Source organism: Candidatus Marinarcus aquaticus, assembly GCF_004116335.1.
GTDB classification, from domain to species: Bacteria; Campylobacterota; Campylobacteria; order Campylobacterales; family Arcobacteraceae; genus Marinarcus; species Marinarcus aquaticus.
Genome location: NZ_PDKN01000005.1, coordinates 57,579 through 70,939 on the forward strand (window position 1 = coordinate 57,579; position 13,361 = coordinate 70,939).

At 36.4% G+C, this 13,361-nt stretch carries 13 protein-coding genes; 10 read left to right on the forward strand and 3 right to left on the reverse strand.

Annotated elements, in window-relative coordinates; translation table 11 throughout:
• The first annotated feature begins 82 nt into the window (after positions 1–82).
• From CRV04_RS08305 to rpsR, 7 genes are all read left to right on the forward strand, one after another.
• On the forward strand, positions 83–1,942 hold the full coding sequence (locus CRV04_RS08305) for an RNB domain-containing ribonuclease (RefSeq protein WP_128996381.1): 1,860 nt from the start codon (positions 83–85) through the stop codon (positions 1,940–1,942).
• Positions 1,943–1,952: 10 nt separating this feature from the next.
• A complete protein-coding gene (locus tag CRV04_RS08310) occupies positions 1,953–2,966 on the forward strand; it encodes an agmatine deiminase family protein (protein WP_128996382.1) in 1,014 nt (337 codons plus the stop codon).
• 1 nt (position 2,967) lies between these two features.
• Entirely contained in the window at positions 2,968–3,843 is an 876-nt protein-coding gene (locus tag CRV04_RS08315) for a carbon-nitrogen hydrolase (RefSeq protein ID WP_128996383.1), read from the forward strand.
• A gap of 14 nt (positions 3,844–3,857) precedes the next feature.
• Positions 3,858–4,838 carry a DNA polymerase III subunit delta gene (gene holA / locus CRV04_RS08320; protein ID WP_128996384.1) on the forward strand — a complete coding sequence of 327 codons (981 nt, stop codon included), beginning with the start codon at positions 3,858–3,860 and terminating at the stop codon, positions 4,836–4,838.
• A 67-nt stretch (positions 4,839–4,905) separates the two neighbouring features.
• Positions 4,906–5,259 (forward strand): 30S ribosomal protein S6, encoded by a 354-nt coding sequence (rpsF, locus tag CRV04_RS08325; RefSeq protein WP_128996385.1) that lies wholly within the window; start codon positions 4,906–4,908, stop codon positions 5,257–5,259.
• A 21-nt stretch (positions 5,260–5,280) separates the two neighbouring features.
• A complete protein-coding gene (locus CRV04_RS08330; protein ID WP_128996386.1) occupies positions 5,281–5,802 on the forward strand; it encodes a single-stranded DNA-binding protein in 522 nt (173 codons plus the stop codon).
• 14 nt (positions 5,803–5,816) lie between these two features.
• Entirely contained in the window at positions 5,817–6,074 is a 258-nt protein-coding gene (gene rpsR / locus CRV04_RS08335) for a 30S ribosomal protein S18 (protein WP_128996387.1), read from the forward strand.
• Positions 6,075–6,345: 271 nt separating this feature from the next.
• On the opposite strand, the gene CRV04_RS08340 is transcribed toward rpsR, so the two are convergent.
• The 3 genes from CRV04_RS08340 to nusA form a co-directional block, all read right to left on the reverse strand.
• Positions 6,346–8,322, reverse strand: coding sequence for a BCCT family transporter (locus tag CRV04_RS08340; RefSeq protein ID WP_128996388.1), 1,977 nt, complete (start codon positions 8,320–8,322; stop codon positions 6,346–6,348).
• 84 nt (positions 8,323–8,406) lie between these two features.
• Positions 8,407–9,810 carry a cysteine--tRNA ligase gene (gene cysS, locus CRV04_RS08345; RefSeq protein ID WP_128996389.1) on the reverse strand — a complete coding sequence of 468 codons (1,404 nt, stop codon included), beginning with the start codon at positions 9,808–9,810 and terminating at the stop codon, positions 8,407–8,409.
• Positions 9,810–10,982, reverse strand: coding sequence for a transcription termination factor NusA (gene nusA, locus CRV04_RS08350; protein WP_128996390.1), 1,173 nt, complete (start codon positions 10,980–10,982; stop codon positions 9,810–9,812). The genes cysS and nusA overlap by 1 nt, the downstream gene beginning before the upstream one ends.
• A gap of 167 nt (positions 10,983–11,149) precedes the next feature.
• Between nusA and CRV04_RS08355 the strand changes: the two genes are divergently transcribed.
• From CRV04_RS08355 to CRV04_RS08365, 3 genes are read left to right on the forward strand one after another with little or no spacing between them, the layout of a single operon-like run.
• Positions 11,150–11,392: an HP0268 family nuclease gene (locus CRV04_RS08355; RefSeq protein WP_128996391.1), complete on the forward strand. Its 243-nt coding sequence runs from the start codon at positions 11,150–11,152 to the stop codon at positions 11,390–11,392.
• A 22-nt stretch (positions 11,393–11,414) separates the two neighbouring features.
• A complete protein-coding gene (gene miaB, locus CRV04_RS08360; protein WP_128996392.1) occupies positions 11,415–12,734 on the forward strand; it encodes a tRNA (N6-isopentenyl adenosine(37)-C2)-methylthiotransferase MiaB in 1,320 nt (439 codons plus the stop codon).
• Between the two features lies 1 nt (position 12,735).
• On the forward strand, positions 12,736–13,353 hold the full coding sequence (locus CRV04_RS08365; RefSeq protein ID WP_128996393.1) for a lysophospholipid acyltransferase family protein: 618 nt from the start codon (positions 12,736–12,738) through the stop codon (positions 13,351–13,353).
• Positions 13,354–13,361 lie beyond the last annotated feature (8 nt).

Consider the following 13,361-nt stretch of genomic DNA (forward strand, 5'->3'; position numbering starts at 1 on the left):
AATAAACTTTATGGTAATATAATTTGCATTAAAAGATTATATTATAAAATAATTAAAAATTATATTTTTACAAAGGTTTCTTTTGAAAAAAGAGGTTTTAAAAGCGCTTTATGACGGCTTTGTCACAAATGATGAAGAGGAATTAAAGTTTCTAAATAATTTACAAAAAGCAGAGATTGTAAAAGAGGAAAATGGAGAATTTACACTCAATCGAAAATATAAGATTGGTGTTTTAGAATTTCAAAAAAATTTTGCCATTTTAAAAGATATCTCCAATGAACATAAAAATATTAAACTGGAGTTTGAAAATCTTAATGGCGCATTGGATGATGATTTGGTCATAGTAAAGCGTTCCTTTAATCCACGAAGTCAAACCAAATCAAAAGTGGTGAAGATTGTAAACTCCTCTAAAACAGCTGTACTTACGTTTATTCAAGAAGGGAAAATCTATACACTTAAAGAGTCATTGCTTTTAAGTAATAAAAAACCAGAACAACTTCAAGAGGGTGATGTATTTGTTTTTAACAACAAAAGCAATGAAGTGTTGGAATTCTTTGGAAATATCACCGATGCAACCATTGATGAAAAAATCTCTTTGTATTTGTATGGAGAGGATTATCGTTTAAAAACACATGTGGATATCAACCCTGACGATTATGATTTAAAGGATTTCTCAAAAAGAGTCGATTTGACGCATCTGCCTTTTAGTACGATTGACCCAGCAAGTGCAAAAGACCATGATGATACTATTTATTATGATGCTAAGAATAACGAGCTTTATGTAGCCATTGCGGATGTTTCCTATTTTGTGGAGCAAAACAGTGAGTTGGACAAACTTGCGTTTCAAAAATCAACGAGTATTTATTTGCCCAATAAAGTATTACCAATGTTGCCTGCGAGTTTAAGTGAGGAGTTGTGTTCACTTAAAGAGAATGTCAATCGATATGCGTATGTTTTTAAAATCAAGCTCAATGAGAAGTGTGAAGTAGAAGGTTCAGAACTGTTTGAAGCGGTGATTCAATCGCGTAAAAAGTTTTCATACGGTCGAATCGACAGAGTATTAGAAGGGCACTTTGACCAATATTCTGAAATAGAAAAGATTATTTTTGACTCACTGGTGAGTTTGTATAAAGTCACTCAACAAACACGAGCTAAACGGCTTGAAACGGGGTATGACTTTAGAACCATTGAGTACCGACAACGCTTAAATCACAAAGGAGAGTTAGAGAGTATCAGCTCTGAAGAGTCAAGTTCTTCTCACCAATTGGTTGAAGAGTGTATGCTTTTAGCCAATATTGAAGCGAGTAAAAAAGTGAACACTGTAGGCATTTATAGAGTACACGAAGACCCTTCGTTTGAAGCGATTTCAAAACTGGTGGATACGGTGAATACTTTGGGAATCAAAGTAAAAATGCAAGGCAATGTGCACGATACCATTGTGGCCATTCAAGAGAAAGCCAAACGTACTTTGTATGCAGCAGAAGTGGATGAGTTGATTATTCAATCACAAGTACAAGCCCACTACAGTTCAACCAATCAAGGGCACTTTGGTTTAGGATTTAAATCCTACAGTCACTTCACTTCACCTATTCGAAGATATGCAGACTTGGTGTTGCACCGTATGTTAAAAACCAAACAAACACCTGAAGAGATTGATACCATTTGCGACCATATTTCCAATCAACAACGAAAAGTGGACCAACTGGTCTGGGATTTGGAAGACAGAAAGTACGCACGTTGGGCGGCACAAAATATTGGTCAAGAGTTAAAAGCGAAAATCAATACCACTGAACCAGCACGTTGTATCACGTATGGAGAGCTTCCAGGAATGAAGATTTTGATTGATAATTACAAAGGTCAACTTTTGTGTACAAAAATAAGAGTAATTTTAAAATCTTCTAATATAATTTCAAAAACCATTATTGGTTCAATTAAATACTAAGCGAGTAAACATGGCAAAAAAACGTATGCCAGCAGAGTGGGAAAAACAAGCTTTTGTGCAGTTGGTTTTCCCTCATCAAAAGACCGATTGGGCACCTTATTTAGAGGATGCCATTGTTAATTTTGTCAATATAGCAAAAGCCATACAACAATTTCAACCTTGTTTGATTGTGGCGCAAAACCTTAAAGAAGTAAAAGCTCTTTTTGAAGATAAAACCAACTTGATGTTTGTGCAAGCTAAGAACAATGATACGTGGAGTCGTGATTTTGGTGGTATTACGATTCAAGAGGGTAAAAAATCAACTATTTTAAATTTCAGTTTTAATGCGTGGGGTGGAAAGTTTGCTTTTAATGAAGACAACCAAATCACACAAAAACTTTATAAAAAAGGTTTTTTTGAAGGCTATGGACTTAAAACCTATAACTTTGTGTTAGAAGGTGGTGCGATTGAGAGCGATGGTAATGGTGTGATTATGACCACTTCAAACTGTCTGCTTGAACCCAACAGAAATCCACAGTTTTCAAAAAAAGAGATAACACGAACTTTAAAAGAGTATTTAGGGGCACAAAAAGTGTTGTGGTTGAACCATGGCTTTTTAGCAGGGGATGACACCGATGCACATATTGACACACTGGCTCGATTTGCCAATGAAAACACCATCATCTATCAAGGGTGTGATGATAAAAATGATGAGCACTATAAAGCATTTAAAAAGATGAAAAAACAGTTGCGAACGTTTAAAAATGTGGACGGAAAACTTTATAAACTTGTAGAGCTTCCATGGATTGAAGCAAAGATTTTTGACGATGAACGATTGCCTGCAACGTATGCAAACTTTTTAATCATCAACGGGGCAGTATTGGTACCAACATACAATGACAAAAACGATAAAAAAGCATTAGAAGTATTCAAAGAGGTCTTTAAAAAAGAGGAAATTATTCCCATTGATTGTTCAACCTTGATTAAACAGCATGGTTCACTGCACTGTGTGACGATGCAATATCCAGTATTAAAAGGAATGTAAGATGTGTAAAGTTGCAATGATTCAACAAAAATATTACGGAAGCAAAGAAGCAACCATTGAAAAAACAGTTGCAATGATTGAGCAAGCGGTCAAAGCTAAAGCGCAATTGGTGATTTTACAAGAGTTGCACCAAACACACTATTTTTGCCAAAATGAAAACGTCGATACGTTTAATTTAGCGAACTCTTGGGAAGAGGACATTGTTTTTTGGTCAAGCATTGCAAAAAAGAATGGCGTTGTATTGGTCACCTCTTTGTTTGAAAAAAGAGCTGCTGGGTTGTATCACAACACTGCTGTGGTGTTTGAAAAAGATGGCAGTGTGGCTGGAAAATACAGAAAGATGCACATACCTGATGATCCAGGGTTTTATGAAAAATTCTATTTCACTCCTGGAGACATGGGATTTGAGCCTATTCAAACGAGTGTGGGGAAATTGGGAGTATTGGTCTGTTGGGATCAATGGTATCCTGAAGCCGCACGTCTTATGGCTTTAAAAGGGGCACAAATGCTCATTTACCCAACGGCCATTGGATGGTTTGAAGGAGATGAACAAGATGAAAAACAACGACAGCTCGATGCTTGGATTGCGGTTCAACGAGGACATGCTGTGGCCAATGGGTTGCCTGTATTAACGGTTAATCGAGTAGGGTTTGAAGCCGATGATGCCAAAGTAATGGCAGGCACAAAGTTTTGGGGGAACTCATTTATTTTTGGACCTCAAGGAGAACTTTTAAAACATGCAAGTTCAGATCAAGAAGAGATTATTTTGTGTGATATTGACTTACAACGAAGTGAAAATGTGCGACGATGGTGGCCATTTTTACGAGACAGACGAATTGAAAACTACGCTGATATTACAAAACGATATGCAGATTAAGGCAAATGTGACTGATGTATAAAAACGAATTTGATAACTTATTACGACAAAACAAGAAGTTCAGTGCTTATATGTTTTATGGGCAAAGTAACTACTTAATAGAGTATTATGCACTGCAAGTGGCATTGTCCTTTGCACCTGTAGAAGATATAGAGAAAATTTATTATGATGAGTATAACTTCAAATATTGTAAAGATAAGTTATTACAGTCATCGCTGTTTGCATCAAGCAATGTGGTGATTATAAAAATCGATAAAAAATTGCCAAAGGCTGAGGTGACGGAACTCATTCAAGCGTGCACGACCAATAGTGATAGTACGGTCATATTTGCATGCATGGGGGACAGTGATTTTAAAGCGATGGAAGGCTACTTTACACAAAAAAATGATGCCGTTGCAGTACGAATGTTTCAACCTTTCCCCAATGAAGCCATACGACTCATAGAAGAGCAAGCCAGAGCTTTAAACTTACAGTATGAAGTCTCAGCACTCAATCATCTTTACTTTATGCATCGACATGATTTATCGTTGACCATGAATGACTTAAAGAAACTTGCTGTGTTAAATGAAACCATCACAGCAAAAACAGTAGAACAACAATGTTTTGGTTTTGGTGCCGTTTCTTTGGAGGATTTTTTACATAAATTGCTCAGTGGAGAGAATATTGATTTGGATTTGGTGGCGCTTTTAGATGAGGGGATGAATGAGATTTATCTCATTACTCAAATTACAGCTTTTATCCAACAACTCTTTATGATAAGTGCGTATGCCAGAACCGTAGGTGCACCTAATGCCAAAGAGATTTTAGGCTTTGTTCCTCCCAAACCTGTGTGGGAAAAGAAGAGTAAACTTGCTATTTCAATTAAACCCAATACTTTTTTAGAGATGATGGATTTTTTAAATCATTTAGAGTTAGAGCTGAAAACTTTGAAAATAAATGACCAAAATGCATATGTGCAAGCTCACCTTAGAAAATTTTCAGCTTTGTTTAGATAAAATCACAGACTTTATAAAAAACCTTGCTGATATTTTAGAATACCGGCGAAATCTAGAAGGAGATTAAATGTCAAAAGTTAAACATTATGAAACAATGTTTATTTTGAAGCCAACGCTAACTGAAGAAGAGACTGCGGCTCAAATCGATTTAGTTAAATCTAACATCGAAAAAAATGGTGGTGAGATCGTTGCATGCGATGATATGGGTACTCGACCTTTAGCATACGAGATTCAAAAGAACAAAAGAGGTTACTATTTCGTAGCTTACTTTAAAGCTGCTCCAAGTGCAATCTTAGAGTTAGAGAGAAACTACAGAATCAACGAAAACATTATCCGATTCATTTTTATTAAATATGAGAGCAAAAAAGAAGTTGTTGCATGGACAAAAATGAGTGAAGAGGCTGCTAAAAAAGCAAACTAATCAATAAGATAGGAACCTGTTATGTATAATAAAGTAGTAATGGTCGGAAATTTAACCAGAGATATTGAATTAAGATATTTACCAAGTGGTGCAGCAATTGCTAAAAGTGCAATCGCAACTTCTTATAAATATAAAACATCAACTGGAGAACAAAAAGATGAAGTTTGTTTTTTAGATTTCAATATTTTTGGAAGAAGTGCAGAAGTTGCAAATCAATATTTACGAAAAGGTTCTAAAGTTTTATTAGAAGGGCGACTTGTATTAGAGCAGTGGACAGCACAAGATGGAACAAACAGAAGTAAACACTCTTTAAGAGTGGACAACATGAAAATGTTGGATTCTAAATCTGATGCTCAAAACAACACTCAAGGTGATTATAACAACTCAGAGTATGCTCAATCAAATGCGAACCAATATGGACAAGGGCAACAACCAAATAACTATGGTAATGCTCCTCAACAAGGTGGTGGTATGAGTAACCAACCAAAACAAGAGTACTCAATACCTGAAATTGATATTGATGAAGACGAAATACCGTTTTAGAATAAGGATATACAATGGCTGAAAGAAGAAAATACGGAAAAAAATATTGTAAATATACTGAGATGAAAGTTGATTTCATTGACTATAAAAATGTAGATTTACTTAAATTATCTATGAGTGAAAGAGGAAAAATTATGCCTCGAAGACTTACTGGTAACTCTAAAAGTGCTCAAGAGATGGTAGAAATGGCAATCAAAAGAGCAAGACACATGGCATTAGTTCCATATATTGTTGATACTAAAAACGTTACTGACGCAGCATTCGCTAGATAAGTAAAAGTTTACGACAAGGAAAAAGGGGAAGCAGATTGCTTCCCCTTTTTTTATGCCTTATTTAAAATCCATCTTTTAACAAATCTCTTCGTCATACAGAGAAATTTTTTGCTCATTTATTTATAGTAAATTTACTTCTAAATTTATTTCTCTTTCTTGAACTTCTTTAAAATATAAATTTTTATTTTGATGTTTTATCTTTATATACATTGATAAAAAGCTAAGAATTAGAAAATACTTTGCTATAAAAAGCAAGTGTGCACTTTCTGCATTAATTAATTAAATGCATGAAGTGCATGTGTTTCTCATACTGGTCAACCACATCATTTCGAATGCTCTCTTTATCCCATCCCATGATATCATAATCTTGCCCCCCTTCAATGAGGTAGACGATTGCACAATAATAGAGTTCATCCTCTTCTGTGCTCTCACCGCTTTCATCATAAGTAAATGTAGGTTTTGAACGAGAGACATTTTTAACTTGGTATAAAAAGTTTTTATTTTCACCAAAATTGGTCTCTTCTCCCAGATTAACAACCAACGTAATTTTATCTTTACTTTCACTCATATTGACTTCAGCATCTAAGGCATTTTTCTGTAAGACTTTGGCCACATCTTCAAGCGCAGGTTGTACCACTTTTTCTAAGAAGCGATGCACATTTTTTTCAGTGGGATAATTCACAAGGTTGTTTAATCGTTTGTCCCAATCGTCTGCGTTGGAGGTGGTGTTTGTAAAGCTTGTAGAGTATTGAAGACTCTCTTTTTTAGCAATATCCAGCCGTAAAGCTTTAATCAAACCATACGTTGCAACAAGTAAAACAATACTAAAAGGTAAAGCACTGGCAATGGTCATGGTTTGAAGAGCAGCCAAGCCTCCTGCAAGGATTAAAATAGAGGCAATGACACCTTCTCCCACTGCCCAATAGACTCGTTGCCATATTGGCGTGTCATCGTGTCCATTTGAACACAACATATCAATGACCATTGACCCAGAATCTGAAGAGGTAACAAAGAAGACAATAACCATAATCGTTGCAACTACTGAGGTAAATGCACTGAAAGGGAAGTGCTCTAAAAAGGCAAACAGTGCAAGAGTAACGTCGTTGGATACGGTTGCTCCCAACTGCGTAAATCCTTCATTTAAAATAAGATGAATGGCAGAATTCCCAAAAAAAGTCATCCACATCAAGGTAAACCCAGTTGGTACTAATAAGACACCTAAGGTAAACTCTTTGATGGTTCGTCCTCGTGAGATTCTTGCAATAAAAAGCCCCACAAATGGCGACCAAGAAATCCACCATGCCCAATAAAGAATTGTCCACCCTCCAATCCAATCGGTTTTTTCATACGCAAAAAGGTTAAAAGTACTGCTTAAAATATTGGAAGCATAAGAACCGAGGTTTTGTACATAGGCTTGTAGTAAAAAGACGGTGGGACCAGCAACCAAAATAAACAGCATAAGGCCTACGGCTAAAAGCAGATTGATTTCAGATAAACGTTTGATCCCTTTATCTAAACCCGTGGTCACAGAAAGCGTTGCTAAAGCAGTAATGGCTAAAATAAGTATCACTTGAGAAAATGTTGAAACAGGTATATCCCATAAGTAATTCAACCCTGTATTGACTTGTAAAACCCCATATCCCAATGACGTCGCAACACCAAAAAGTGTACCAATAACCGCAAAGATATCCACGGCATGTCCAATGGGACCATAAATCTTATCCCCGATAATAGGATACAAAGCAGAACGAAGTGTTAAAGGAAGATTGTGTCGATAACTAAAAAACGCTAAAATAATAGCAACAATAGCATAAATGGCCCAAGCATGTAAGCCCCAGTGAAAGAAAGTTAAACGCATGGCTTGTCGTGCAGCCTCAACGGTACTTCCATCTCCTACTGGAGGATTTAAAAAGTGCATCACTGGTTCTGCTACACCAAAGAACATCAATCCAATACCCATACCTGCAGAAAAAAGCATGGCAAACCATGAGAGATTATTATAATCAGCTGTTGAGTGATCTGGACCTAGTTTGATGTCTCCATATTTTGAAAAGGCTAAAAAGGCAACAGTAATGAGAATGATGGCTACTGTAAGCACATAAAACCAACTGCCGTTTTCAACAATCACAGCTTGTAAGTGTTTGAAAAAGGCATCGGCTATTTTTGGAAAAATAGAAGCGAAAAGAGCTAGAACTAGGATAAGTCCGGATGAGATAAAAAATACAGTTTTATTTAATTTGGCAGTCACAGTGGGTTTCCTCTATATAATGATACTTTCATTATATAGAAAAAAGATAATAGTGTATTGAAAGAAGCAATGTAAAGTAAGATTTTATTGTTTTTCCCACACTACGCCATTGGGTGTATCCATCACAGAAATCCCTAAAGCAGTGAGTTCATCTCGTACATTATCCGCAGTTTCAAAATCTTTTGCTTTTTTTGCTTCATTACGTTTGGCAATAAGTTCCTCGATTTTTGTAATCATTTGTTCATCGATTCCAAATTGGAAGTAGCTGTAAGCATCTTGAAGTCCAACCCCTAATATCTCTGCAACATACTCTAAGTTGGCAATCAACTCTTTTTTAAAGTTTTTATTTTTAGGCTCTTTATCAAGCGTCTCATTGGCATGATTGATCATCTCATCAACTATTGCAAGAGCTTTTGAAGAGTTCATATCATCATTAAGGGCGCTTAAGAGACTCTCTTGAAAGGTTTTATTGACACTGCTTGCACCCATTCCATAGACTCTCTTTTTCACTCGATAAAGTTTATCAAGTCTTTTTTTTGAGGCGAGCAAATCCTCTTCATTGAAGTTAAAATCTGTTCGATAGTGTGCGGTTAAGATATAAAATCGTACCACTTCTCCCATATACACTTTTAAAATATCTTTTAAGAAAAAGGAGTTGCCCAAAGACTTACTCATTTTCTCCCCATTGACATTGACAAAGCCGTTATGAATCCAATATTTTGCAAGATTTTTCCCTGTAGCACATCGTGTTTGTGCTGCTTCATTTTCATGGTGAGGGAAAAGCAAGTCTGCTCCACCACCGTGAATATCGATTTGATACTCTTTATTTTCATACGCTAAATGCTTGTTAATCATCGCACTGCACTCAATGTGCCATCCTGGTCGTCCTTTTCCAAATGAGGCTTCAAAAGTGATGTTTTCATCTGCTTTGACTTTCCACAGTGCAAAATCTTTTTGATTTCTTTTTTGTGAGTTCTCTTCGACTCTTGCTTGGGCATTTTCATCTTCAAAACGATGGCTGAGACTGCCGTATGTGCCATCTTTTGATGTATCAAAATAGACCCCATCATCAATGATATAAGCCGTATCTTTTTTTAAAAGCGTTTCAATCATCTCTTTCATGGCTTCAAGATTATCGGTGGCTTTGGGTTCAAGTGTATTGGGCAACACATTCAGTGCATCCATATCTTTTTGATATTCATTGATGTAGTGTGTGGTGATTTCTTCTAATGAGAGGTTTTTCTCTTGCATTTTTTTGATGATTTTATCATCAATATCGGTGAAGTTTTTGGTCATGGTCACTTCATACCCATTGGCTTTTAAGACTCGGTGCAGTAAATCAAATGCAATGGCACTTCGTGCATGACCCAAGTGTGAATCATCATACACAGTAGGCCCACAGACATACACACGTGCTTTGTTTTTTTCTAAAGAGACAAAAGGCTCTTTACTTTTTTTAACCGAATCATAAAAAGACAATGCGTTCATTATTTAAACAATGCCTCCAATGATGTTGTATCGTTGGTTCTGTCTTGTGAAGCACCTTCTGAATCACTTGTAGGCATACTTGTTCCGCCCACCTCTTTGAGTTCAATGGTACATTGTGTGAGCATTGAAGCCAATCGGATATTTAAACCTGCTTTTCCAATTGCTTTTGACTTTTGATCACTTGGAATAGTAACAATGGCTTTATCTTTTTCGCCCTCAACGGTTGATTTCTCAATGACCACACTGTTGATAATAGCAGGTGAAAGTGCACGTGAAATAAACATTTCAGGAATGGTTGAGTACTCAACGCAGTCAATGCTCTCACCATTGAGTTGTTGGCTCACTGCAGAGATTCTCACCCCTTTAACACCCACCACTGAACCAATCGGGTCTATTGTAGATTCAATGGTACTTAAAGCGATTTTTGCTCGGCTTCCAGGGATTCTGGCACTGGCTTCAATGGTCACTCGTTCATCTTTGAGTTCAGGCACTTCAAGTTTTAAAAGGGCTTCTAAGAATTTTGGAGATGTTCGTGAAAGTTCAATGATAAGCCCATTGGTTTTATCAATATTCACCCCTTTTACGACTGCTTTTAAGTTATCACCCACTTTAAAGCTTTCACCCTTGATTCGGCTCTTTCTTGGAAGCATTCCTTTGACTTCGCCAATCTCCACAAAAGTGTTCTCGCTTCGATCAACTCGTGTAACACTTCCGTTGATAATTTTCCCAATTTTGTCTTGGTATTTACTCATTAAGGTTTGTTCTAAAAATCGTTGAATTCGATATTCGAAATTGTTGTTTAATATGGTGGCGGCATTTCTTCCCATGTTTTCAAACTCTAGTTCGTACTCCATGAAGTCACCAATTTCTAAATCGGGATCAATGTCGCATGCTTCTGTGATGGTAATAAAATTCTCTTTATTAATAGGGTTTCCGTATAAGTCAACTTCTTCACCCGTTAATCGTTTGTCATCATCAGCTACGACTTCAATTTTTTGGAACAGTTTTAACTGTTTATTGACGCGATCAATTTCTGCATCAAATGTGAGTGTGTCATCCACCATTTTCTTTGCAGTGATAATAAGAGCCTCTTTTAAAGCCTCTTCAATCTCAGTAATTTTTAATCCCTTTTCATATGCTATTGAATCTAAAATATCAATAATTTTATCCATGTATTAACCCTTAAAATTTTAACATTGAAATGATAAAAAATGATTTTCAATGTGATGTAGATAGATATTATATCTAAAACTACTTTGATATCTCTTTATACAAATTAAAGTGATTTTTAGATAAAATATTTGACTTATCTTAAACATACATACAAAGGGTTAATACAATGGACGTATTATTAGCACGAAAAGAGCTTACAGAAAAACCAAAGAAGGTTCAACTTGATAAATTGATTGAACAATTAAAAGAAGCAGGAGAGAAGATTTTCTATTTCGACAAAGATAATTCACATAAAGATATGATGGCATTAGTGGATACATTAGAAGCAGAAGGTTTTAACGTATACTTTAGAGAGGTACGATATGGTCTTGCTGATGATGAATATATGTATGAGGTGCACGCACTTTAAGAGTTAGGAATCAGAGACGTTAATGCAAAATAAAGAAGAATCAAAAAAACTATTTATTCAAACGTTGGGGTGTCAAATGAACGACACCGACTCTGCTCATATTGCTGCTGAGTTAAACAAACATAAAAACTACACTCCAACACACAATATTGAAGAGGCTGACCTTATTATTATCAATACCTGTTCGGTTCGAGAAAAACCTGTACAGAAACTATTCTCAGAGATTGGTCAGTTTAACACTAAGAAAAAAGAGGGTGCTAAGATTGGGGTTTGCGGATGTACGGCAAGCCACTTGGGCGAAGATATTATTAAAAGAGCACCTTATGTTGATTTTGTCGTAGGGGCTCGAAATATTTCTAAAATAAAAGATGTGGTTGATACCAAAGGTGCTGTAGAGATCGCTATTGATAATGATGACAGTACGTATGAGTTTGCACGTGCAGAAACATCGATGTATAAAACTTCGGTTAATATTTCGATTGGATGCGATAAAGAGTGTACATACTGTATTGTTCCTGCAACACGAGGGGATGAAATCTCTATTCCACCTGAAATGATTGTGGAACAAATCAAAAAAGATGTCGCTAATGGGGCCGTTGAAGTGATGCTTTTAGGACAAAATGTCAATTCATATGGACGTCGGTTCAGTGATAAACGTGAGAAAACAACGTTTACAAAACTGCTTCAAGAGGTCTCAAAAATTGATGGCTTAGAGCGTATTCGATTTACCTCTCCTCACCCATTGCACATGGATGATGAGTTCATTGAAGAGTTTGCACAAAATCCCAAAATCTCAAAATGCATTCACATGCCACTTCAAAGTGGATCAACCAATATCTTAAAAGCGATGAAACGAGGATACACCAAAGAGTGGTTTTTAAATCGTGCAAAAAAAATCAGAGAATTGGTTCCAAATGTGCGAATTACCACGGATATCATTGTGGCATTCCCGGGTGAAACGCAAGAGGATTTTGAAGACACCATTGATGTGATTGAGCAAGTGAAGTTCGACCAAATTTTCAATTTCAAATACTCTCCACGACCAAACACGGCTGCACTTGCATTAGAAGAACAAACTGTACCCGATGAAATTGGAAGTAAACGACTTATTGAAGTGATTGAACTGCATAAAAAGCATCAAAGTGAATTGATGCAAGTCAATGTAGGAAAAACCATGACCGTGCTGTTTGAAAACCTTAAACCCAATGGAGAGATTTCAGGCTTTACAGATAACTACTGTCAGGTTTTTGTCAAAGGAAGTGATGAATTGTTGGGGCAGTTTGTGGATGTTAAAATCACAGAAGCAACAAGAACGGCGTTAAAAGGTGAAATTGTAAAGTAACATGAAAGAGTTCTTAAGAAAAACCGTCATACCTTACTTACTGCAACTCTTTGTTCGATTCATCTATTTAACAAACAAAAAACGCTACTTCTATGCCAAGGTAGATGAGAAGAGACCATTGATTATTGCAATGTGGCATGGGGATCTATTGATGCAACCATTGAACTACCGACACTTTAGAAAAAATGGAAAAGTGAAGGTGATTGTCAGTGAGCATCGTGATGGCGAATTAATTAAAAAAATTGTACAATACCTAGGCGTTGGAGGGATTGATGGTTCCAGTTCAAAAGGGGGATTAAAAGCCTTAATGAATGCCATCAAAGAGATAAAGCAAGGTAATGACGTGGCCATCACACCCGATGGTCCAAGAGGACCACGATTCAGTGTGGCCAATGGAATCGTTGCCATAGCACAAAAAACCGATTGCCAAATTGTTGCACTCAATGCACAACCCAGTAAATATTGGCAGTTTAAATCATGGGATAAATTTGTAGTGCCTAAACCATTTGGACGTATTGATTTTTATGTGGGAGAACCATTTAGTATCACGGGGTTAGAGATGGATGACGCAAAGGCACTCATACGAGAGAAACTGCATCAAAATAATGTAATGAAATAATCGAGGGG

Coding starts and splice junctions, on each gene's coding strand:
- cysS (WP_128996389.1), bottom strand. CDS start 9,810: ATGAACGCATTGTCTTTTTATGATTCGGTTAAAAAAAGTAAAGAGCCT.
- CRV04_RS08330 (WP_128996386.1), top strand. CDS start 5,281: ATGTATAATAAAGTAGTAATGGTCGGAAATTTAACCAGAGATATTGAA.
- CRV04_RS08310 (WP_128996382.1), top strand. CDS start 1,953: ATGGCAAAAAAACGTATGCCAGCAGAGTGGGAAAAACAAGCTTTTGTG.
- CRV04_RS08315 (WP_128996383.1), top strand. CDS start 2,968: ATGTGTAAAGTTGCAATGATTCAACAAAAATATTACGGAAGCAAAGAA.
- holA (WP_128996384.1), top strand. CDS start 3,858: ATGTATAAAAACGAATTTGATAACTTATTACGACAAAACAAGAAGTTC.
- CRV04_RS08355 (WP_128996391.1), top strand. CDS start 11,150: ATGGACGTATTATTAGCACGAAAAGAGCTTACAGAAAAACCAAAGAAG.
- CRV04_RS08365 (WP_128996393.1), top strand. CDS start 12,736: ATGAAAGAGTTCTTAAGAAAAACCGTCATACCTTACTTACTGCAACTC.
- miaB (WP_128996392.1), top strand. CDS start 11,415: ATGCAAAATAAAGAAGAATCAAAAAAACTATTTATTCAAACGTTGGGG.
- nusA (WP_128996390.1), bottom strand. CDS start 10,982: ATGGATAAAATTATTGATATTTTAGATTCAATAGCATATGAAAAGGGA.
- rpsR (WP_128996387.1), top strand. CDS start 5,817: ATGGCTGAAAGAAGAAAATACGGAAAAAAATATTGTAAATATACTGAG.
- rpsF (WP_128996385.1), top strand. CDS start 4,906: ATGTCAAAAGTTAAACATTATGAAACAATGTTTATTTTGAAGCCAACG.